General features: G+C 71.2%; 21 protein-coding genes and 2 pseudogenes. 17 read left to right on the top strand and 6 right to left on the bottom strand.

What is annotated here, in order from left to right; translation table 11 throughout:
* Positions 1-20: 20 nt before the first annotated feature.
* Complete coding sequence (locus OHA30_RS01955; protein WP_328912022.1) at positions 21-335, top strand: hypothetical protein; 315 nt, start codon at positions 21-23, stop codon at positions 333-335.
* A 136-nt stretch (positions 336-471) separates the two neighbouring features.
* On the opposite strand, the gene OHA30_RS01950 is transcribed toward OHA30_RS01955, so the two are convergent.
* Entirely contained in the window at positions 472-1,200 is a 729-nt protein-coding gene (locus OHA30_RS01950) for a hypothetical protein (RefSeq protein WP_328912021.1), read from the bottom strand.
* A gap of 100 nt (positions 1,201-1,300) precedes the next feature.
* Here OHA30_RS01950 and OHA30_RS01945 point away from each other — a divergent pair, with 100 nt between their 5' ends.
* Together OHA30_RS01945 and OHA30_RS01940 are read left to right on the top strand one after the other, a co-directional pair.
* On the top strand, positions 1,301-1,852 hold the full coding sequence (locus OHA30_RS01945; protein WP_328912020.1) for an EF-hand domain-containing protein: 552 nt from the start codon (positions 1,301-1,303) through the stop codon (positions 1,850-1,852).
* 643 nt (positions 1,853-2,495) lie between these two features.
* Entirely contained in the window at positions 2,496-2,858 is a 363-nt protein-coding gene (locus OHA30_RS01940; RefSeq protein ID WP_328912019.1) for a beta/gamma crystallin domain-containing protein, read from the top strand.
* A 67-nt stretch (positions 2,859-2,925) separates the two neighbouring features.
* Here OHA30_RS01940 and OHA30_RS01935 read toward each other — a convergent pair whose 3' ends face one another.
* Positions 2,926-3,093, bottom strand: a complete 168-nt coding sequence (locus OHA30_RS01935; protein WP_328912018.1) for an alpha/beta fold hydrolase — start codon at positions 3,091-3,093, stop codon at positions 2,926-2,928.
* On the opposite strand from OHA30_RS01935, the gene OHA30_RS01930 reads away from it, so the two are divergent.
* Positions 3,086-3,268, top strand: a complete 183-nt coding sequence (locus tag OHA30_RS01930; RefSeq protein WP_328912017.1) for a hypothetical protein — start codon at positions 3,086-3,088, stop codon at positions 3,266-3,268. The genes OHA30_RS01935 and OHA30_RS01930 overlap by 8 nt on opposite strands.
* 279 nt (positions 3,269-3,547) lie before the next feature.
* A complete protein-coding gene (locus OHA30_RS01925; RefSeq protein WP_328912016.1) occupies positions 3,548-4,327 on the top strand; it encodes a VOC family protein in 780 nt (259 codons plus the stop codon).
* Positions 4,328-4,590: 263 nt separating this feature from the next.
* On the opposite strand, the pseudogene OHA30_RS01920 reads toward OHA30_RS01925, so the two are convergent.
* Positions 4,591-5,207, bottom strand: a pseudogene (locus tag OHA30_RS01920) (TOPRIM nucleotidyl transferase/hydrolase domain-containing protein).
* 190 nt (positions 5,208-5,397) lie between these two features.
* On the opposite strand from OHA30_RS01920, the gene OHA30_RS01915 reads away from it, so the two are divergent.
* Positions 5,398-6,159 carry a VOC family protein gene (locus OHA30_RS01915; RefSeq protein ID WP_328912015.1) on the top strand — a complete coding sequence of 254 codons (762 nt, stop codon included), beginning with the start codon at positions 5,398-5,400 and terminating at the stop codon, positions 6,157-6,159.
* Between the two features lie 85 nt (positions 6,160-6,244).
* Here OHA30_RS01915 and OHA30_RS01910 read toward each other — a convergent pair whose 3' ends face one another.
* Positions 6,245-6,937 (bottom strand): class I SAM-dependent methyltransferase, encoded by a 693-nt coding sequence (locus tag OHA30_RS01910; RefSeq protein ID WP_328917692.1) that lies wholly within the window; start codon positions 6,935-6,937, stop codon positions 6,245-6,247.
* A gap of 103 nt (positions 6,938-7,040) precedes the next feature.
* Here OHA30_RS01910 and OHA30_RS01905 point away from each other — a divergent pair, with 103 nt between their 5' ends.
* Positions 7,041-8,795, top strand: coding sequence for an ankyrin repeat domain-containing protein (locus OHA30_RS01905; protein WP_328912014.1), 1,755 nt, complete (start codon positions 7,041-7,043; stop codon positions 8,793-8,795).
* A gap of 34 nt (positions 8,796-8,829) precedes the next feature.
* On the opposite strand, the gene OHA30_RS01900 is transcribed toward OHA30_RS01905, so the two are convergent.
* The gene (locus OHA30_RS01900; protein ID WP_328912013.1) at positions 8,830-10,245 is read right to left on the bottom strand and encodes a condensation domain-containing protein; all 1,416 of its coding nucleotides are present in this window, start codon (positions 10,243-10,245) and stop codon (positions 8,830-8,832) included.
* A gap of 125 nt (positions 10,246-10,370) precedes the next feature.
* Here OHA30_RS01900 and OHA30_RS33870 point away from each other — a divergent pair, with 125 nt between their 5' ends.
* The 6 genes from OHA30_RS33870 to OHA30_RS01870 all read left to right on the top strand — a co-directional run bounded on the left by OHA30_RS33870 (position 10,371) and on the right by OHA30_RS01870 (position 15,686).
* Positions 10,371-10,727: a hypothetical protein gene (locus tag OHA30_RS33870; RefSeq protein ID WP_405785948.1), complete on the top strand. Its 357-nt coding sequence runs from the start codon at positions 10,371-10,373 to the stop codon at positions 10,725-10,727.
* A 263-nt stretch (positions 10,728-10,990) separates the two neighbouring features.
* On the top strand, positions 10,991-12,418 hold the full coding sequence (gene rox, locus OHA30_RS01890; RefSeq protein ID WP_328912012.1) for a rifampin monooxygenase: 1,428 nt from the start codon (positions 10,991-10,993) through the stop codon (positions 12,416-12,418).
* A 223-nt stretch (positions 12,419-12,641) separates the two neighbouring features.
* Positions 12,642-12,830 (top strand): hypothetical protein, encoded by a 189-nt coding sequence (locus OHA30_RS01885; RefSeq protein WP_328912011.1) that lies wholly within the window; start codon positions 12,642-12,644, stop codon positions 12,828-12,830.
* Positions 12,827-13,624, top strand: coding sequence for a hypothetical protein (locus OHA30_RS01880; protein WP_328912010.1), 798 nt, complete (start codon positions 12,827-12,829; stop codon positions 13,622-13,624). Before OHA30_RS01885 ends, OHA30_RS01880 begins: the two co-directional genes overlap by 4 nt.
* Entirely contained in the window at positions 13,621-14,553 is a 933-nt protein-coding gene (locus tag OHA30_RS01875) for a DUF6895 family protein (protein WP_328912009.1), read from the top strand. Before OHA30_RS01880 ends, OHA30_RS01875 begins: the two co-directional genes overlap by 4 nt.
* On the top strand, positions 14,550-15,686 hold the full coding sequence (locus OHA30_RS01870; RefSeq protein WP_328912008.1) for a serine hydrolase domain-containing protein: 1,137 nt from the start codon (positions 14,550-14,552) through the stop codon (positions 15,684-15,686). The genes OHA30_RS01875 and OHA30_RS01870 overlap by 4 nt, the downstream gene beginning before the upstream one ends.
* A 146-nt stretch (positions 15,687-15,832) precedes the next feature.
* Here OHA30_RS01870 and OHA30_RS01865 read toward each other — a convergent pair whose 3' ends face one another.
* Positions 15,833-16,522, bottom strand: coding sequence for a DUF6308 family protein (locus OHA30_RS01865; protein WP_328912007.1), 690 nt, complete (start codon positions 16,520-16,522; stop codon positions 15,833-15,835).
* A gap of 227 nt (positions 16,523-16,749) precedes the next feature.
* On the opposite strand from OHA30_RS01865, the pseudogene OHA30_RS01860 reads away from it, so the two are divergent.
* The 4 genes and pseudogenes from OHA30_RS01860 to OHA30_RS01845 all read left to right on the top strand — a co-directional run.
* Positions 16,750-17,004, top strand: a pseudogene (locus OHA30_RS01860) (glycoside hydrolase family 11 protein); the annotation flags it as partial.
* Between the two features lie 232 nt (positions 17,005-17,236).
* Positions 17,237-17,677: a GNAT family N-acetyltransferase gene (locus OHA30_RS01855; RefSeq protein WP_328912006.1), complete on the top strand. Its 441-nt coding sequence runs from the start codon at positions 17,237-17,239 to the stop codon at positions 17,675-17,677.
* A 116-nt stretch (positions 17,678-17,793) separates the two neighbouring features.
* Positions 17,794-18,306 (top strand): DinB family protein, encoded by a 513-nt coding sequence (locus OHA30_RS01850; protein ID WP_328912005.1) that lies wholly within the window; start codon positions 17,794-17,796, stop codon positions 18,304-18,306.
* A 293-nt stretch (positions 18,307-18,599) separates the two neighbouring features.
* Positions 18,600-20,018: a cellulose binding domain-containing protein gene (locus OHA30_RS01845; protein WP_328912004.1), complete on the top strand. Its 1,419-nt coding sequence runs from the start codon at positions 18,600-18,602 to the stop codon at positions 20,016-20,018.
* Positions 20,019-20,104 lie beyond the last annotated feature (86 nt).

Raw genomic sequence — 20,104 nt, 5'->3', positions numbered from 1 at the left:
CATCGGATCAAGGAGTCCCCATGCGCAAAATGAGAAGCGTGACCGGTGCCGCCGCCCTCGCGGTGGCCTCGGCCGGAATGATGCTGGCCGCGGCCGGCTCTGCCCAGGCCGATCCCGGCAACTGCACGATCACGTACCCGAGTTCGAACCACATCGCCAGCGTGTGTACCACCGGCACCGGGCACCAGCGGCTCCACATGGTGCTCAACGCCCTTGACCCGAGAAACGGGCAGATGCCTCTCGTGGGCAACTGGGCGGCTCCGGGGGAGTCCTCCACCATCACGTACCCGTCGTGGACCATCGCCAATGTCTGGATCGAATACAGCAACTCGTGACAGCGGGTGCGTGACGTCGGGTACGCCCGTCGGCACGACCGCAGCCCTCATCTCCCGGCCGGGGCCGTCACCGAGACGGTCCCGGCCGGGACACGTTCCACCGGACCGCCGTGGGCGCCGGTTTTCGCGTGTCGGTTCAACGAAGCGACAGCGCGAATTCGACGTACGGCCCGGTTCCCCTGCCGGCGGGGTCCGGGACCAACACGCCGCGCACACCCCCGGACGGATGGCGATGGTGCTCCGCGGCCCAGGCGAACAGGGCCCCGACCGCGACTTCGACCTGGGTTCCGCCGGCCCACCGACCGGGCGTCTGCGGGCGGACGAACGCTTCCTGGTGCGCGGGCTCGGTGCGCAGGGTGAGATCGGGGAACCCGGCCGCGATCTCGGCTGCCCGGTCCCCGGGTACGGGCCGGCACCACTCGACCGGGCCGTCGCTGTCCCCGCTCACCTCCCCGTGGTAGATCGTGAACGGCGCACCGGCGATCCCCTCGACGCGCGGGACACCGCCACCGCGCAACCGGTGGATGAACAGCTCCCGTGTCCTGGGCTCCAACTCGTCCTGATGCACCCTGCTGACCAGGCTGAGCACGCTGCGCTCGGGGATGTCGCGGACGGTGACCTCGTACATGGCGGACTTCTTCCCGTGAAAGCGGTCGACGAGGCGGTCGATCAGGACGCGCTGGGCGGCGTGCTCCGCTTCGGCCTCGGTCCAGTGGGCGCGGATCTCCTCGGCGGCCGCCGCCGGTTCCAGGGCCAGGATGTCCCTGATCCGGGCCAGCGGGACACCGGGCCGGCGGCCCGACCCGGACATGCCGGAACGGCCGGTCGTGGCGTGCGACATGCGGTGGGCCGCGGAGATGATCACCGGATCGAGTGGCTTATACGTGGATCGGTGCCTCGCCGGACGATCTCGCCCCATGCTGAGGGAGCCAGGAGACAAGATCACGAAAGGACCCCCGGCACTCATGACTACAACGGCGCAGGACGTCATCAGCATCAAGCTTGAGCGTTCATTTGACGCCTTGGACGCCAACAACGACGGCTATCTGGACTGGTCGGACTACCAGAAGCTCGCCGACCGCTACATCCAGGCCTACCGGCTCGACAAGGACGACCGCCGGGCCAGGGCACTCCAGAGCTTCAACCAGATCTACTGGCTGGAGCTGCTGCGCCACGCGGGCGCAGATGGGGATCGGCTCACGAAGGACCAGTTCGTGGCGGCCAACCGCCTCGCGGTCATCGACACCAGTCGGCTCAATGTGACCGAGGGCGGCGGCCACGCGATCTTCGACGTCATCGACGTCAATGGCGACAACGAGATCACCAAGGACGAGTTCGCCCGCTTCCTGAGGGACGTGTGGAGGAGCGACGCGCCCGACGGGATGGACTCGTTCACCAAGCTGGACACCGACGGGGACGGCTCGATCTCGCGCCACGAGTTCATCCGTGCGGTGCGGGAGCACTTCCTGTCGAACGACCCGGACGTACCGGGCAGCCTGTTCTTCGGACACATCTGATCCACCCGCTTCGAGGCGTCGGCCGGGTCCGGCCGGAAGCCTCCCACGGCCGCCCGTCGGAGCCTCGGCTCCGACGGGCGGCCGTCGTCGTACGCACATCCCTCGGCGAGCCGTCGATGTTCCGCAAGCCGCGGACGAGGTAAGGCCGTTGGCCGTTCTCCGACCGCGCCGGGCCGTTCCCTGAACCGTGCCGGGCCGTTCCCTGGCCGTGCCGGGCGCGCGCCGGAGGCCGGCACCGGGACGGTGGCCAGGAATCCGTGGCGTTCTTGAGAGAAATGGTTAATTCTATTTTTCACTTTATTGCGCCGAATGAATTCTTTGCGGGAAAAGTAATGACGTCTCTTATCTCTCACGCTAAAGTGAGTGTTGCGTACAGATGTGCCAATGGCTGTTCGCTCACGGTCCCCTTCCGTTCCCCTTCTCGCCGTCCGATCCGGTCGGCGAGGGCCTTCTCACCTGCTGTGGCGCTCACTTCACGGCCACGGCAATAACCATGTGCCGTGGCCACCGAGTCCGCAGTGGCGACGCGCATTCTTTCTGTGCCCGTTCAACCTCTCGCGCTTATCCGTCCGGTCCTGTCGGGCGGGCGGTGGGAGAGGACACGGTAAAAGTCGTGCGCGGCACGAAAACCCGAAGGAGCAGCATGCGTTCTCACCGTAACAAGACCTTCAAGGCGGCCGTGGCCGTCACGTTCGCCGCGGCGATGGTCGCGGGATCGGCCGTGTCGGCAGTGGCCGCGCCGTCGAGCGCGTTCATCAACCGTACGGACTGCAACAACCGGTCGGACTTCTTCCAGCTGTGGAAGCAGCCATCCGGTGAGGAACTCTGCTTCGCCAACGCGGGAGACCTCCCCGTCGCCGTCTACGACGTCACCTACCTCAACTCGGGCAACAACGCGGGCTACGTCCGGGTGGACAACAACGGCAGGGCGTTTCAGGTGAACTTCCTCAAGGACCAGCGGAACGTGGCGGTCAACGGCACCGTCACCTTCATCCACATCAACTGACCGGCGGACCGGAGCGCGGCACCACCCGCCGCGCTCCGGCCTCCAGCGGCCAATGAACGACGGGACGTCAGTGGCCCAGGAACGCGTTCACCTCTGCCGCGAAGTCGGCCGGGTACTGCCAGAGGAAGCCATGACCGGCGTCCGGATAGATGCTGAGCTTGGCGTTGGGGATGCGGTCGGCGAGCAGGTAGGTGTTCTGGGTCGGGATGACGCGGTCGTTGTCGCCGTTGGCCACCAGCGTCGGCTGGGTGATGGCGGCGAGCCGGACCAGCCGGCTCTCGTCCGGCCGGCGCGCGGCGGCCGCCTACGGTGAACACGAGAAGCTCACTGGTGAGGAAGACGAGAACTGGCCCGACTGGTACGCCGCCGCCATGGTGAGCGAGCAGGACGGTACGGGACGTCCCACGTGAGCGGCGACTTTGACGAGGCGTGATCCCAAGTCTCTGTCGACGTACCGTCCGACGGCGTCGGCAGGAGCACCGCCGCCGACCCCCGACCCGGTGGACCGCCGATGCTCCGGCCCGGCGCGCGGAATGCCCTCGCCAAATGGGTGAACGTGAGGGCAAGCCCCTCGTTCGGCACCCGCTGAGGAGCCCCTTCGCCTGGGTGAGCGCGGCGGCGTGTCGGGTGGCGGAATGACGGTCCGTGAGGCAATGGTGACGGACGGACCCCACGAGAAAGAGCGAGAGATGCCTGAAGCCACCACCCCGTACGCGACCGGCACGCCGTGCTGGGTCGACCTGATGGCGAAGGACCAGCAGGCGGCGCTGGACTTCTACCGCGACCTGCTCGGCTGGCAGGGACGGCCCGGCCCGGCCGAGTTCGGCGGGTACGCGGTCTGCGAGCTCGAAGGCAAGGCCGTGGCCGGTATCGGCCCGGCCACGGCCCCCGAGGGGCTGCCGACCCCGCCGACCGTGTGGACCAGCTACCTGGCCAGCACCGACGCCCAGGCCACCCAGGACGCGATCGTCGCCGCCGGCGGCAGCCTGCTCGTTCCGGTGGTGGATGTCGGCGGCCTCGGCCGCATGCTGATCGCCGCCGACCCGCAGGGAGCGGCCTTCGGTGTCTGGCAGCCCGGCGAATTCCACGGCGCCCAGGTGGTCAACCAGCCCGGCGCCCTGATCTGGAACGAGCTGCACACCAGCGACGTACTCGCCGCCGCGTCTTTCTACGGCGATGTGTTCGGTATCGACATCGTGCCGCTGGAGGGCGCGGATTCGTACTGGGAGCTGCGGGTCGCCGGCCGTACGGTCGGTGGTGCCACGCTGCTCGCCAACGACCCGCCCGGCACGCCGGCGCACTGGCTGACCTACTTCGCGGTCGACGACGTGGACTCCACCGTGGACGCCCTGGTCAAGCGCGAGGGCACGGTTCTCGCGCCGCCGTTCGACATGACGGCCGGCCGGATGGCGGTGGTCGCCGATCCGCAGGGCGCGCCGTTCGCGCTGATCAAGCCGACCCCGAGGTAACCCTCGCCACCCCGCATCCTCGCCCCGCCCGCCCGGCACCTCCCGGGCGGGCGCCGTCCGCCCGGGAGGCCGCACCCTCGCCCCTGCCACAGGTCGGAACGCGGTCTCGGCCACGACGCGGAGTTCTCCGCCGCCGGCAACGAGCAGTTGGGCCAGGGGCCGCACGACGGACGAATTCCCCCAGCCTCAAGGCCGTGACCCGTCACCTGACGCTGACCTGAGCGGCCCTCACCGAAGCCGCCGTGTCCACCGCGTCCACCGCGTCACACGCTGGTGAGGAGGTCGGCGAGCGGGGCCGGTACCTGGTCGGGGGCCAGGGCCTCGACCAGGACGCGGCCGTAACGGATCTTGCGGCCCTTCTTCGTACCGAGGAAGCGCCGCAACTGCTGCTGCGGGGGCCGACCGTGCTGCGCTGGCTGCTGGACGAAGGTCTGCCAGGCGCGAAGGTCGCCCTCCGCCCCGATGACCTCCTCGACCCTCGCCGTGCCCAGCGCGCGGATGAGTTCGTCCTCCAGGTCCGCCGCGCACACGAAGAAGCCCCGGCGCGGCGCCCCTGCCCGCTCCAGGCCGCGGTCGTAGAAGTCCCGTTCGCCCTCGTCGCACAGCCCGGCCAGGCGCAGGCCGAGGCCGGGCGGCCCGAGGAGGCCGGCGTAACGGCCGACGCTCATCGCCCGCCCATCGGCACGACGCACACCCCCTCGGCGGCCAGGTCCCGGCCGCGCCGGGCGGCCAGCGCCTCAACGGCCGCGAGATCGCTCAGCCCTTCCAGCAGCACCGCGGTGCGCACCCGTAGTCGCTCAGCCAGTTCGCTCGCCGGTCCGCCGGGCCCGCCGGCCGCCCAGGCACCGACCGCGTCCCGGAACGCCCGCATCTCCGCCATGGAGCAAGTCTGCCCCTGTCACTCATGGCGTGGCACGCGATTATTCAGGGCCTCGCGCCGCTCCCGGCCGAATCGGTGCAGGCGGGTGAAGGCGCACGGCACACCTGCGGTGCCTCCTCGCTTCGTCGCCCAGGAGCGATTAGACAGGGCCTGGCTCGTGAACCCGACGTCGAGAGGCATTGCGTTGAAGGTGACCGGAAACCTCCCGGGCTCCCCCTGCTGGGCGCAGCTGAGCGCCCTCGACCCGGAGGCGGCCCAGCGGTTCTACGGGCAGCTGTTCGGCTGGACCGCCGAGACCGACCCGGACCCGCAGTACGGCGGTTATACGACCTTTTCCCTCGACGGAGCCCCCGCCGCCGCCGTCGCCCCGCTGATGAACCCGCAGCAGCCGGTGCAGTGGCAGCTCGCGTTCTCCACCACCGACGCCGACGTCACGGCCGAGGCCGCGAGGCGCGCGGGCGCGCGGGTGTGGATGGGGCCGATGGACGTGGGCGTGCTGGGGCGTTGGGTGTTGCTGAGTGACCCGACCGGCGCGCCGTTCACGGTGTGGCAGGCCGGACGGTTCAGCGGCTTCGGCGTCGTGAACGAGCCGAACGCTTTCGGCTGGATCGACCTCGCGACCCGGGACGTGGCCGCCGCACTGGACTTCTACAAGACGGTGTTCGACTGGCAGGTCTGGCCGCACCCCGACTATCCGATGGTGGGCCTGGCCGACACGATGTTCGGCGGCGTGATGGAGATGGGGGACATGTTCCCGCCGGACATGCCCTCGCACTGGAACCCGTTCTTCGTCGCCGCGGACGTGGACGCCACCGCGAACGAGGCCGCGAAGCTCGGCGCCGACATCGTGCACGGCCCCGTCGACGTGGAGATGGACAACGGCCCCAGAATCGCCGTCATCAGGGACCCCCAGGGCGCCACCTTCGGCATCTTCACCCCGAGGCAGAGCTAGAGGCACTACTGATGTACGAGCGACGGCCGCGCCGCTGGCTCCCACGCGTGGCCGTCGCGCAACGGGAGGCCGTCGGGCGGTCGTATCAGGCCGCGATGACCGCCCGTACCCACGTACGGTCCTCCGTCAGGTACGCGTCCACCGTCAACCCCGCCTCCGCGAGAGCCGCTTCGAACTGAACCTTCGTCAGCGGCCGGGACAGGAACGTCTGTGTCCACGCGGCATCGGGGAACGCGTACTCCGCGTACACCGAGTTCACTCCGTCGCCCACCGGATCGGACGACACGATCCGCACATTGAGGCCGCTGGGGTTGGCGTGGTCACGCGGCAGGTCCGTGTGCCAGTCCTCGCCCTCGCGCTGGATCAGCACACAGCCGCCCGCCGCGACATGTCGTACGCAGGTACGCAGCAGCGCCCGCCGTATGTTCACGCTCCCGGCGTGCACGAGAAACGACGCCAGCATCACCGCGTCGAACCTCTCGTCCAGGTCGAGGTCCTCGATCGAGCCGCACACCGTGCGCGCGCCGCGGACCAGCTCCAGCATCTCCGGGGACTCGTCCACCGCCGTCACCGCGAATCCCCGCTCCACCAGCGGATGCGTCATCCGCCCGGCGCCGCAGCCCAGTTCCAGGATCCGCGCACCCGCCGGTACGGCCGCCGCCACGATGTCCGGCTCGGCCCCGGCCGGCAGCCGCGCGTACAGCTCGACCGCGCACCCGTCCGGGGTGATCGCCCCGGGTCCCGTCCCCTCATATCCCGCCCGCACATTCAGCCCCATACCCACCCAACGCCCCGCACCGCCCGGCCGTTCCCCCCGCCGACCCGGCCCGTGCGCCGGAGACTCACGGGCGTTGTCAGTGCGGTGTGCGACGCTCGGGCGCATGGGATTCTTTGACGATCTTGTGCTTCCGGAGGAACCGGCCGCCGAGCGGGCCGTGTTGGCGCGGCTGCGACCGCCGGGCGAGGACGACGGGCGGTACCGGCCGCCCGTCGACCGCTTCGCGCCCGCGCTGGTGCCGCAGCTCGAAGTGGTCGGCGAAGGTCCGGAAACCCGGATCGTGCTGACGGGATGGTCCGTGTGGCCGCGATCGGTCACTTTGCACCTGGCGGTCTTCCACAAATCCCGCAGGCAGAGCGCGGAGGCGAAAAGGCAGTCCGGACTCCGGGTGGGTCTGCTGTTCTCCGACGGCCGGCGGGTGACCTCGCTGGACGGCACGGTGATACGCAGTATCTCGTTCAGGAACTCCGGGGGACAGGCGGGCGAGGCGCAGACGGATCAGGCGGTCGGACTGATCCCGTTGGACACGGGCCTGCAAGCCCGCAGGTCCCTGTTCAAGACGGACGTCGACCTGTATCTGGCGGAACTCCCGCCCCCCGGGGACGCGTGGCTGGTGGTCGAGTGGCCGGACGAGGAGATCGCCGAGGTCCGTACCCCGGTCGACGCGGCGGCCCTGCGTGCCGCGTCAGGCCGGGCGCTGGAGATCTGGCCGGGACTTGAGCCGCCGGACCCGGAGACGCTGCCGGGTCGGATCGCGATCACGGAGATGAGCGGACCGCCGGCGTTCCTGGCGCCGCCGCTGACCCGGGACCAGCGCGAGCGGCTACGCCGCGAGGAGGAGGCCCGGCAGCGCTACGTACCCCGGGCCGACTGGCAGCGGATGGGCTACCAGGACTGGGGGGACACGGCCCTGATCCGGGCCCGCCTGGAAGGAGGCGCGCCGCCCGACGCGGTCGTCGTGGGACGGCCCGGCGCCACGCCGCTGCACCGGGTGGCAGAGCAAGGCGCGGCGGAAGCGGCAGAAGTGCTCCTGGCGCATCACGCGGACGTCGACGCACGCGACAGCGACGGCCACACGCCACTGTGGTACGCCGTCGTCAGCATGGGCGAGGCCGCGGTCCGTACGCTGATCGACGCCGGGGCGGATGTGTGGACACCGCAGTCAGGGCCGTGGTCGCCGGGCCGACTGCTGTTGACCACGTCGCTGGCACCGCTGGTGCGAGGTCTGCCGGGGGCGGTGGAGCTGCCCCCCGAGGAGGTCGCCGCCCAGCGGTCGGCGGACGCGCTCATCGCGGCGTTCGGCGATGAGTCGCTGTGGACCCAAGGGCTCGGGATCTGCTTCGTGCGGGACCTGAGCGAGGACGAGCTGATCCGGCGGATCGGTGCCGACCCCGCGCGGTGCCCGAGCGCGGATCCCGAACACGCGCCCTTCGATCAGGCGGACTTCGACGAGTCCCTGCGCCACGTGGGCGTCAGGAGCGTGGAAGGCGCCCCCGGCGGCTGCGTGATCACACAGGACGGGTACATGCCGAGCGACAACGCCCTGATGCAGGCGATATCGGCGGGCACCACCGCCTACGGGGTGTACTTCAACGCCAAGGGCGGGACCTTCGGCACCCTGGCCCGCGACGGTGAAATCGTCGCCTACGAGGAGATCGGCCTCCCGCCCCAGGAGTCGGACCCGGCTGCCCACTGGACCTTCCGTTTCTGGCAGGGCAAGCGCACGTTCCCCTACGGCGCCGAGATCTTCGCCTACGCCTGCGCCGCGGCCGGCCTGAGGATCGCCGACGGCCGGGACGCGGTCGATCCCGGCATCCCACGCCGCTGGGTGGCGCTGCCTACGCGACTTCAGAGCTGAGCGCCTTCCGGGACGGGACGGGCGGACGCCGCGCTCACCCCGCCGCCGGCATCGGCCGCACGCCGGTCGGCAGGTTCGGGTCGAATGCCGCCCCCACGACAAGCGCCTCGAAGTCCAGCATGAGCGCTTTCACTTCGTCCACGGACACATGGTGAGTGTCCGCGTGGATCTCCAGCTCCACCGTGTCCATGGCGGCCCCGACCTGGATCATCAGCTTGTCGTGGTACCGCGGGAAAGGTTGGCCCCAGCGCAGGGCGCTCTCGGCCTGCGCGGCTTCCAGTTCGTGCCGGGACGGCGCCACCGGGTCGGGCGGCTCGACGCCGATGCCGAACCGGCGATCGTTGAACAGGCAGGAGAGATCGACCGTCTCCTCTCGCTCCCGGTCGATCCGGGCGCGCAGCTCTTCCATCTGTTCCGGGTCGTAGTACGCGTACTTCGAGCAGAGCGCCGAGGCCCGCCGCGTCCGGTCCACCACCTCGTCGAAAGAGGCGTCCGCGACCTCGACCATGAACAGGCCCGCCACGGAGAGGGGATGGGACACGTCGGCCAGACCCGGCCGGAACCGGTTGCTGACCACCACCTGGATCAGCGCGGGGGTGATACCGGTCAGCCGCGCCACGGCCACCGCGTACCCGGCCAGCAGCACCGAGGACGTCGAAGTACCGGTCCGGGCCGCCACCACCTTCGACGCCAGGTGCAGGGCGCGGGACTCGAAGACCCCCCGCCGGTAGCGCGGCTCGCCCCGGTCCACGCGCGGGCCGAACCGCCGGGGCACGGCCGAGCGCAGCAGACGCTCCCAGTGGCGCAGCGAGACATCGCTCTGCCGCCGGACGGACGGCGTGCGCTGCATCGCCGCCAGTTCCAGCGGCCCCATCGGCGACGCCGGGTTCTTCGGCTCCCCGGTGACCGGGTCGCGCTCGCTCAACTCCCCGAGCATGACGGCGATTCCGCTGCCGTCGGTGGCGATGTGCGAGATCATCACGATCACATGGGTGACCGAGCCCCGGCTGCGCACCGCGGCCATCCGGATCGGCCACTCCTCGGCGTGGTCGAACGGCGTCGCCTCCCACTGGTCGGCCAGGCCCTGGGCGACCTGGTCCGGGTCGTCGTCGTCCGCGGCGTCGACGATCCCCAGCACGGCCAGGCCCGAGCCCGACACCTCCTGGATCAGGTCGCCGTCCTCGCCGGCCCGGATCCGGGCCCGCATCGACGCGTAGCGGCACATGAAGAACCGCAGTTCCGACGCGAGATCCTGGACGGTCCTGCCGTCCGTCACGGGCACAGCCCCACCCATGCTTATCGACGTGCCGGCCTGCTGCATCAGCGTCCAGACCTTGCGCTGCCCCCAGGTCAGCCCGCCGACGCCGGCTCCGGGCCCCTCGAACGGCACGACGATCCGATCCGTCATCCGCGCCCCGCCCAGGATCGTTCTCGATACCGGTTCAGCCATCGACCGCCGTCCCCCTCGAAGTGTGTGCCGCTCACCGATGCCAGGCACACACTGGACCGGGTCCGAACGTCGAAACGTCGTCGAATCATCTCGTCCAGAGGCATTCGCGGGAGGCCGGCGCCCATGTGCGCACCATTTTCAGTCAGCCGTCCCAGCGACGCAAGACTCTGAGAAAATTTAGCAAGAACCGTATTCTGATCGGTCAGATCCTGACCCTGCCGGACGGCCGGCCGCTGTGGACGAGCCCGGTATGCCTTGGGCGTGAGCACGACATCACCGCCGCCCGCACCCACGACCTGATCGAACCCCTCGCCGCCCCGGCACGCACCGGCCTGCCCACGCTCGCCGACCGCGGCCACGAACGCGAACGTCTCATCCCGACAACTCGCACAGGACGAGGACTGATTGCCGGGAACGGCTCGGTGGGCGGCAAAAGAGAAAGGCAAGGAGGTCATCCGCTCCTTGCCACTCTCAACTTATAGCGCACAGGGGGGCTTGCGGCAAGGCCCGGGCCGTGCCGCAGAATGGTCGGCCAAGGCCAGGACCTGCGGAAATGACAGGTTCGCGAGGTGGCGTGCGGTGCCGTCGACGTAGGGATCGCGCGTACGGATCGCGCGGGAACGTCGAAGCGCGGGCGGGCCTCGCGGCGAGCAGGCGCGGAGGCGCTAAAGGGCGCGAGTGCGCGCGCCGCCGTGCCCCGCAAAGCGCCTGGCCGACATTCCGAAGTCGTTGAATGGGCGTATTGATGATTGACGTGATCGTGGTCGGCGGCGGACCGACCGGCCTGATGCTGGCCTGCGAATTGCGGCTGCACGCCGTCCACGTGGTCGTACTGGAGAAGCTGACCGAGGCGACCGAGCAGTCCCGCGGCCGCGGCCTGCACGCCCGCAGCGTCGAAATGATGGACCAGCGCGGCCTGCTGGACCGATTCCTCGCGGTCAGCGAGAAGTTCCGGGCGGGCGGCCTCTTCGGCGGAATCGTCAAGCCGTGGCCGGACCTGCTGGACACGGCCCACCCGTACGGCCTCGCCACCCCGCAGCCGGTCACCGAGCGGCTGCTCAACGAGCGCGCCCTCGAACTCGGTGCCGAGATCCGGCGCGGCCGCGAGGTGATCGGGCTGAGCCAGGACGAGGACGGGGTGAGCGTCGAGTCGGCGGACGGCACGCGGCTGCGCTCGCGCTACCTCGTGGGGTGCGACGGCGGACGCAGCGCGGTGCGCCGGCGGCTCGGCGTCGGTTTCCCCGGCGAGCCCGCCAAGGTCGAGACGCTGATCGGCGACATGGAGGTGACCGAGGACGCGGCGACGATCGACGCCGTCGTCTCGGAAGTCCGCACCACCCAACTGCGGTTCGGCGCCATCCCCCTCGGCGACGGGGTGTACCGCGTCATCGTGCCCGCCGAAGGAGTGGTCGAGGACCGTAACGTCGCGCCGACCCTGGAGGAGTTCAGGCAGCAACTACGGGCCGTCGCGGGAACCGACTTCGGGGTGCGCTCGCCGCGTTGGCTCTCCCGGTTCGGCGACGCCACCCGGCAGGCCGAGCGCTACCGGGTCGGCCGGGTGCTGCTGGCCGGGGACGCGGCGCACATCCACCCGCCGACCGGCGGGCAGGGGCTCAACCTCGGCGTGCAGGACGCGTTCAACCTCGGCTGGAAGCTGGCCGCCGAGGTCAACGGCTGGGCGCCGGAAGGGCTGTTGGACAGCTACCACGCCGAACGCCACCCGGTCGGCGCCCGCGTGCTGGAGAACACCCGTGCGCAGATCACCCTGCTGAGCACCGAACCGGGTCCGACCGCGCTGCGGGAACTGTTCTCGAAGCTGATGGACTTCGAGGAGGTGAACCGCTATGTGACCGGGATGATCACCGCCGTCGACGTCCGTTACGACGTCGGCGAGGGCCATGAACTGCTCGGCCGGCGGGTGCGGGACGTGCGGCTGAAGCAGGGCCGCCTCTACGAGCTGACGCACGACGGCCGCGGCCTGCTGCTCGACCGCACCGGCCGGCTCTCGGTGGACGGCTGGGCGGACCGCGTCGACCACGTCGTGGACGCCAGTGACGAACTGGACGTCCCCGCAGTGCTGTTGCGGCCGGACGGTCACGTGGCGTGGGTCGGCGACGACCAGGAGAACCTGCTCACCCACCTCCCCAAGTGGTTCGGCGCCCCCACCGGTTGACCCGGCCCCCGAAGGCGCGCGACCCGTCCCCGGGTGCACCCCGACGCCCGTACACCTCCCCTCGCGGGGCCCTCGTACCGCTCGCCCGCACTGTCTGTGTACCGCCGGTAACGCGCTCCTCGCCGCCCACGCCCGCTCGACGCGCGAGGCCGGCCGATGGCGCCTACGGTGGAGAGTGAAGCATCACTGGCCACAGTGATGACCTCTAGTTGAGGAGGCAACAGTGCTTGCTCACACCTTGCACGCACCCGTCACGACACCCGACCTGGCGGCCCTCGGGACCGCGATGGTGGAGCCCGAGACAGCGGTGAGCGACGCTCCCGTGTACTCGCCGCAAGCCTTCGGTGGAGGACTTCTCCTGCTCGGACTGCTGCTGTCGCCGACGCAGCCGAAGGAGCCGAAGAACAAGTGAGCTCCGATCGGTCGCGGACGGCGTACGCCGACTCGGCGGCCGACCTGGCTCGTAGTGCCCTCGACGCCCTTCACGGCGCCGGGGGCACGGCCACGGTCGCCGCGCACGTCGAAGGAGCCGAGGACGGAACCGCGGCGCTCGCCGCGATCCGGGTCGTCGGCGCCGACACCTTCGCCCCCCACCTGCTGAACGGCGCCGCCCTCCACCCCCTGGACGCGGCCACCGTCGTACAGTCCTTCACCGTCTTCCCGCTCCCCGAGACCACCCCGCAGCCGCCCCCCGCAGGGCCCGCCGAGCCGTGGGTGATGGCGTGGCGCGACTGGGCCACCGCGTCGATGCTCGCGCGGTTCGCCCCCGCGGCGGAGGGCGGCGGCGCGGCCCCGTACGTCGCGCAGCCCGGGGGAGCGCCGGTCCTCGCGGACGATCCCGGCCTGGGCGTGGGCGCCCAGGGCCCCGACACCGCGGACTCCGGCCCCCTGGGCTGGGCCGAGTGGTCCGTACGCATGGGCCAGCTCTCGTCGCTCGCCCTCCCCGGACTGGACGGCCCGGTCCACACCGCCGCCCGCCAGGCCCCGCTGGCGCTCGCCCGGGGCGCGACCCGTTCGATGCTGCGCCGCGACTATCCGACGGCGGCGCGGATCGTACGGTGGCTGGCGCTGCTCCGGTACGAGGGCACGACGCTGCCGCTGGACGCCGTACCGCTGGTCACCCATCTGCGGGCGCTCGGCGTCGGCCCCCGGATCGCCCTCGACGCGGCGATCGCCGGGAAACTACTCGGACTGGAGCCCGCATGAAGGCCTCGGTGACCGCCACCGCGCACCAGGTGAGCGTCAAGGCGCTGGGCTGGCTGCACGAACACCACGAGCGCGGCACGCTGCCCGTCGGCGTCGGGACCGACATCTCCGAGCCGAAGGGCGTGTACAAGGCGCTCGGCGAGTTGTCGCTCGCCAGCTCCCTCGTGCTGCGCGAAGCCGTCTCCGGCGCGAACGAACTGCGCCTCGCCCACACGATGCTGGACCACGTCTGGGACCAGTTCGGCGCGGGCGACCTGCTGTACGCGCGCCTGCTGCGCTACCCGCTGATGACCGACTCGATGGAGACGTACGCCCATCTCGCCCGCGGCGGCTACCGGCACGAGCCGATGGAACAACTGATGGGCCACGTCAGCGGGTTGAAGTCCGTGCGCGCCGTCGAGCACGCGCCCAACCGCGCCCTCGCCGTCGCCAACGCGGCCCGCGTGGCCGGCCTCGACACCAACGGACGGACGGGCGACTGGGAGCAGTTGATCCGTGCCACCTGGCTCGGCAACGTGCCCGAGCCCTGGCTCATCGACTGGATGACCGGCTACCACATGACCCACGCCGTCTTCCACATCACCGACTGGGGCCGGCGGCCCGAGGACCTTCCCGACGACGTCAACGACTACCTCACGGCCTGGCTCCCGGCATGGATCAACGCCTGGGCGGAGGTCGAGGAATGGGACCTGCTGGGGGAGTTGATGATCGTCGGCAGCTGCTTGAAGGAGCCGTACTGCGACCCGGGGACGTGGGACCTGCTGGCCCGTATCCAGCACGAGGACGGGCTCGTGCCGCGCGACGGGAACGAGATCGCCGAGGATCCCGACGTCCGGTTCGCGGATCAGCAGCACACGGCGGTGGTCGCGGTGGTCGCGGGAACGCTGGTGGTGTCGCGGACGCTGGGGGACGGAGCGGCCGAGTCGTGAGCGGCGCCACCGGGTGGGCGCCCTTGTGGGCGTCCGACATCGCCGGGCCGGTGCTCGGCGCGAGCGGCCGGGGGAGCGGTACGGTCGTGGCGCTGCGGCGCGGCGACGAGCGGGTCTTCCTCACGGACGGGCACACGGCGTACGGCGGCCGTGAGCCGGTCGGGGCCGACACCCGGTTCGAAATCGGCTCGCTCACCAAGGTGTTGACGGCGCTGCTCCTCGCCGAGCGGGTCGCGCGCGGCGAAGTCGCCTACGGCAGCCGGGTGTCGGGGCTGCTGCCGCCCGGGGTCACGCTCGGTGAGCACGGCGCCCCCGTGACGCTGCTGCACTTGGCCACGCACACGTCCGGACTCCCGCGCCTGCCACCGGGGTTGCCGGCCTCCGCCCGGGGGAGATGGCTGACCAACCCGTACGAGGCTTTCTCCGCCGATGACTTGATGACGGCGGTGGGCCGGACGCGTCCGCGCTTCGTGCCCGGGACGCGGGTGCGGTACTCGAACTTCGGGGTCGGGCTCCTGGGACGGCTGTTGGTGGGGGCCGGTGGCTCGGGCGTCGACGGGTACGGCGCTCTGCTCGGGGCGAGGGTGCTGCGGCCGCTCGGGCTGGAGCGGACGGACTGCGGCGAGCTGTCCCAGGCGACCGGGTACTGGCACCGGCACGCGCAGCCGCCGTGGCGGATTCCGGGGCTCCCGGCGGCGGGGGCGGTCCGTTCCAGCGGGCGGGACCTGCTGCGGCTGCTGGACGCCCTGATCGACCCGGGCGAGGTGCCGGAACCGTTTCTGCGCGCCGGACTGGCCGACGTCGTACGCCCCCGGCTCGCCCTCCCGCGCGGCGACCGGCGGCTCGCCCTGATCTGGAACATCCAGCCGCGCCCCGGCCACGACCTCTACCACCACTCGGGCGGCACCCGCGGCTTCTCGTCCTTCGCCGGATTCAGCCCGCGGACCGGGGTCGCCCTGGTCGCGCTCACCAACACGGCGCCGCGGATGGGCAGTCCGTTCATCCAGTCGGCGTACGAGGCGCTGCGCGCGCTTGCGTCGGAGCGGGCGGGCGCGGGTGCGCGGGGTGGCGTTTCGTCACTGGATCCGGCGGTCACGGCGGTCCCGTTCGACCCGGCCGCCGTACGCCGCTAATCTGAGGCCCGCCGGACCGACCGGTCCTGTGGCCGCCGTCGTCGTCTTGCTTTTCCTCTCGCGCGTGGACGCCAACCGGCGCCCAGCAAGGGACGCTTGACGTCTCTCGTTCGCCGGCCGCGGGGTCGAAACGCGATTCGTGGTCGTCAGGCCGATGTGCCGCGGGTCCAGGCCACGACGTCGAGGACGCGCAGCAGCGGTACGTCGGCCGGGGCCTCCTTCGCCACGGCCGCCCACTCGTCCGGCCGGCTGTCGAGATCGTCCACCATGCACTCGGCGAGCCGAGCGAAGAACTCCGCCTTGGTCCGCCCCGACACCGGCCGCAGGGGCCACTTGTCGCCGGAGCCGTAGTAACAGGCCTTCACCCGCCGGTCGAAGAGCGGCAGAAACAGCGGCCGCTTCCGGTGGAGGACCTTGGTCAACGTCGTCAGGCCGACCCCGCGCACACCGCCGGGCGCGTCCAGAACGCCGAACAGCCCCTCGATCAGCGTCCGATGGGCTCCCCGGCCCTCACGTACCGCGGATCGCAACGTCAGATCGGGCGGGATCGCCGCGAGTCCGGCCTCCAGCGTGGGCCGGACCGCCTGGAGGGAGTAGACGGCGGCGATGGTGGGCCCGGCGTTCAGGAGCAGCGGGGCGAGGAGATCGCCGTCGTTCAGCTCGTCGGGACCACTGCCGGTGACCATCCGGTCGTACGCCGGATAGGCAAACGGTCGCCCTTTCACGGCACTTGCGGCCTTTCGGCTGCCGGCCTCGTCGAAATAGCGGCGGACGTGTTCCGCGGCGCGCTCCACGGTGATGTCGAGACCGCCGACCTTGAGTATGCGAGCGTCCACGCGGCTTTCCTCTTACCCCACATGCGATTCCCGCACGGGCGGCGCGTGTTGAGGCGGATGGCGTCGGCCCGATCGGTAACGGGACGCGGACTCTACACCCGCGCACGCCCTTTCCTGGCCCCGGCCCGCCCCGCGGGCGGCTCGTAGCTCCCGGCCCGCGCACCCCGGCCGCCATGGCCGCGCGCGGAGCCCTCGTGATCCGGAAGTTCATCGAAAGTTTCGATCTCGCGGCCTTGTCCGCCGGCGACCAGTGGAGCGACCGGTACAACCTGAACGTCTCGGTCGCCGGCTCCAGCAACTGGACCGTGACGATGACCCTCCCGGCGCCCGAGAAGATGATCGCGACCTGGAACATCAGCGCCAACTGGCCCAGCGCGCAAGTGCTCACAGCGAAACCGAACGGCAACGGCAACAACTGGGGCGTGACGATCCAGACCAACGGAACCTGGACCTGGCCAAGCGTCTCCTGCAAGGTCGGCTGACGCCCACCCGTCTCCCCGAGTCTCCCCCCGCCCGCGGCGCGGCGGCCCCACACCGCCGCGCCGCGCGCCGCCCACGAAGCGGCGCGGTGCCACTCTCGTCACCGGACGGCTGGCCCGAGCCCTTCACGGTACGGACCGGACCGGACCCGGGCTGCCGTCCTCGTCGTGAGCGCTGTACGCGGGCGCGGGAACGCGGTTGACGGGGTGGCGGGCGCCCGGGTTGTCTGCTGCGATGACCGCCCTCCGTATCGAGCCGCCGCACGGCGACGCCATGCTCGGCGACTGGCTGCACGTGCACAACACGATCATCCCCACCGACCCGCTCACCCTGGACGACGTGCGGGAACGTGTCCGGCGCCACCGCCTGGCGGTCGCGTACCGCGGGGACACCGTCGTGGGGTGCACGACCGTACGCCCGCCCGTGGACGGTTCGTCGACGGCCGTGGTGATCGCCAGGGTGCTCCCCGAACACCGCGGGCAGGGCCTCGGCGCGGAACTGTACGCGCGCGGGCTGGCCCTGGCGCGGGCGCTCGGCGCGGAGGTCGTCGAGACGGTCGTCCTCGCCTCGAACGAGGACGGACTGCGGTTCGCCCTGCGCCACGGCTTCGTAGAGTTCGAGCGCTACGTACTGCCGGGGGACACCATCCCCTTCGTCGAGCTGCGCATGCGCTGAGCGGAGCCGGCCCGTCGGCGGGGTACGACGGCGAAGGTGCGCCTGACGTGTACGGACTCGCGGCTCCCCGGCGCGCTCACCGCGCCCGGCTCGCCCTCGCTGGCAATAATCGACCGGTGAGTACCATCGAACGCCCCATGCCGCCCCTGAACACCGACGAACGCACCACCCTCGAAGCCTGGCTCGACTTCCACCGCGCGACCCTCGCCGTCAAGTGCGCCGGCCTGAACGACGAGCAGGCCGCCACCGCCTCCGTACCGCCGTCCGGCTTCACGCTGACCGGCCTGGTGCAGCACATGGCGGAGGTGGAACGGAACTGGTTCCGCCGAGTGTTCGCCGGGGAGGACGCCCCGCCCATCCACGATCCGCGGGCCGACCCGCGCGGCCCCGACGGCGGCTTCGAACTGGCCGAGGGCGCGACCCTGGAGGGCGCACTCGCCACCTGGAACACGGAGATCGCCCGCGCACGGGAACTCTGCACGGTCCACGAGCTGACCGACACGGGCCGGTTCCTGGACCAGGAGGTCAACCTCCGTTGGGTCTACGTCCACATGATCGAGGAATACGCCCGCCACAACGGCCACGCCGACCTCCTGCGCGAACGCATCGACGGCACAACCGGCGTCTGACCCCCGTCCCCACCGCCCCGCGCGGGAGCGCGGGGGCGGGTCCCCGGGCCCGCCCCGGGCCGGCCGCCCCGCGCCCCGCCCGGTCATGGCGCGAGCCGCCGTCCCCCGGCGCGCGGCGCGAACCCGCTCGTGGCGGCCGCGTGTGGTCCCTGGGCCCGGGCGGGAGGCCGCGGGGCGGGGCGGCCGAGTGAGTTGACGCCCACTCGGGCGATGGGCACCATGGGAGCGCTCCCACGGAGGACGTTCGCGCACCGACCCGGCTCTGCCGGCCCCCCACATGACGGAGGCGCTCCATGCGAAGTACCCGACACCCGAACCCACGCCCCCCACGCCGCCCCTCAGGGCGGCTCCTCGCGCTTCTCGCCACCTTCTTCGGCGCCGCGCTGATCTGCGCCATGACGATGGTCCCCGCGCCCGCGGCCACCCCCGCCGCCGGACAGCTCCAGGCCCAGGCCGACGTCGTCGGCAACGCCACCCACTTCGACGGCCTCGGCCAGCCCTACGGCGGCTGCGGCGTGCCCCAGTCCCAGCTGGACTCGCAGGACTTCGTCGCCCTCAACGTCTTCAACACCCCCGGCGACTACGGCAACTACCCCCGCCCGCTGCCCGATTCGCTGAGCGCCAAGAAGGGCGCCTGGGACAACGGCCACAACTGCGGCCGCTGGGTGCAGGTCACCATCGGCGACTACTGCACGGGGACGAATGACGGCGCGCCCAACCAGGCGTTCTGCCGCAACGGTTCGTGGACGCAGGACTCGTACAACGGCGCCACGCTCACCATGCAGGTCGCCGACAGCTGCGCCGACGCCAACGCCTGGTGCCGTGACGACCCGAACCACCTCGACCTCGACACCCCGTCGCTGAGCCGTTTCACCAAGAGCGGCGCCCCGGTCACCGGGCTCGCCGACCACTGGAACAACCGCCACGTGTCGTGGAGTTACGTGGCCGCGCCCAACTACACCGGTGACATCAAGATCGGCTTCCTCCAGGGCGCGCAGCGCTACTGGGGCGCCGTCTCGGTCTCGCACCTGCCTAACGGCGTGCACGGCGTGCAGTACCTCGCCGACGGCACCTGGCACGACGCCCAGATGAACAGCGACATGGGCCAGTCCTTCATCCTCAACCCGACCACCACGGGCGGCACGGACTTCAGCATCCGGGTGCGGGACGTCACCGACGCGTACGTGTTCGGCGGCCGGACGTACAACTTCTCGCTCCCCGCCGCCTGTTCGAGCACCTGCTCGGCGGCGTACACGGCTGCCACGTACACCACGCAGGGCGGTTCGACGACTTCGCCGACGACCCCGCCGACCACACCCCCCACCACCCCGCCCACGACGTCTCCGACCACCCCGCCGACCACTCCGCCCACGACGCCTCCGACCACCCCGCCGACGACGCCTCCGGCGGGCGCCGGATGCAGCGCGGCCGTCACCGTCACCAGCTCCTGGCCCGGTGGCTTCCAGGTGGACGTGAACGTCACCAACAAGGGGCAGAAGGCGCTGACCGGCTGGGCCGTCAAGCTCACCCTGCCCTCCGGCGCGACCATCGCCTCGGTCTGGAACGCGACGGTGGACAGTTCCGCGCCGGCCACCACATTGCGCAACGTCGCGTACAACGGGTCGCTCGGCGCCGGCGCGTCGACGTCCTTCGGCATGACGCTCAACGGCTCCGGTACGAGCCTGGGTACGCCGACCTGCACAGGGTCCTAGCGGTTCGCGCCACAACGCAGCCGGTGGCCGTACTGCCCGCAAGGGCGGTACGGCCACCGGCCGTTGGAGCGGGTGCGGTTACCCGA

It is taken from the genome of Streptomyces sp. NBC_00223 (assembly GCF_036199905.1).
Taxonomy (GTDB): Bacteria; Actinomycetota; Actinomycetes; order Streptomycetales; family Streptomycetaceae; genus Actinacidiphila.
This window is presented reverse-complemented; position numbering and strand designations above follow the sequence as displayed.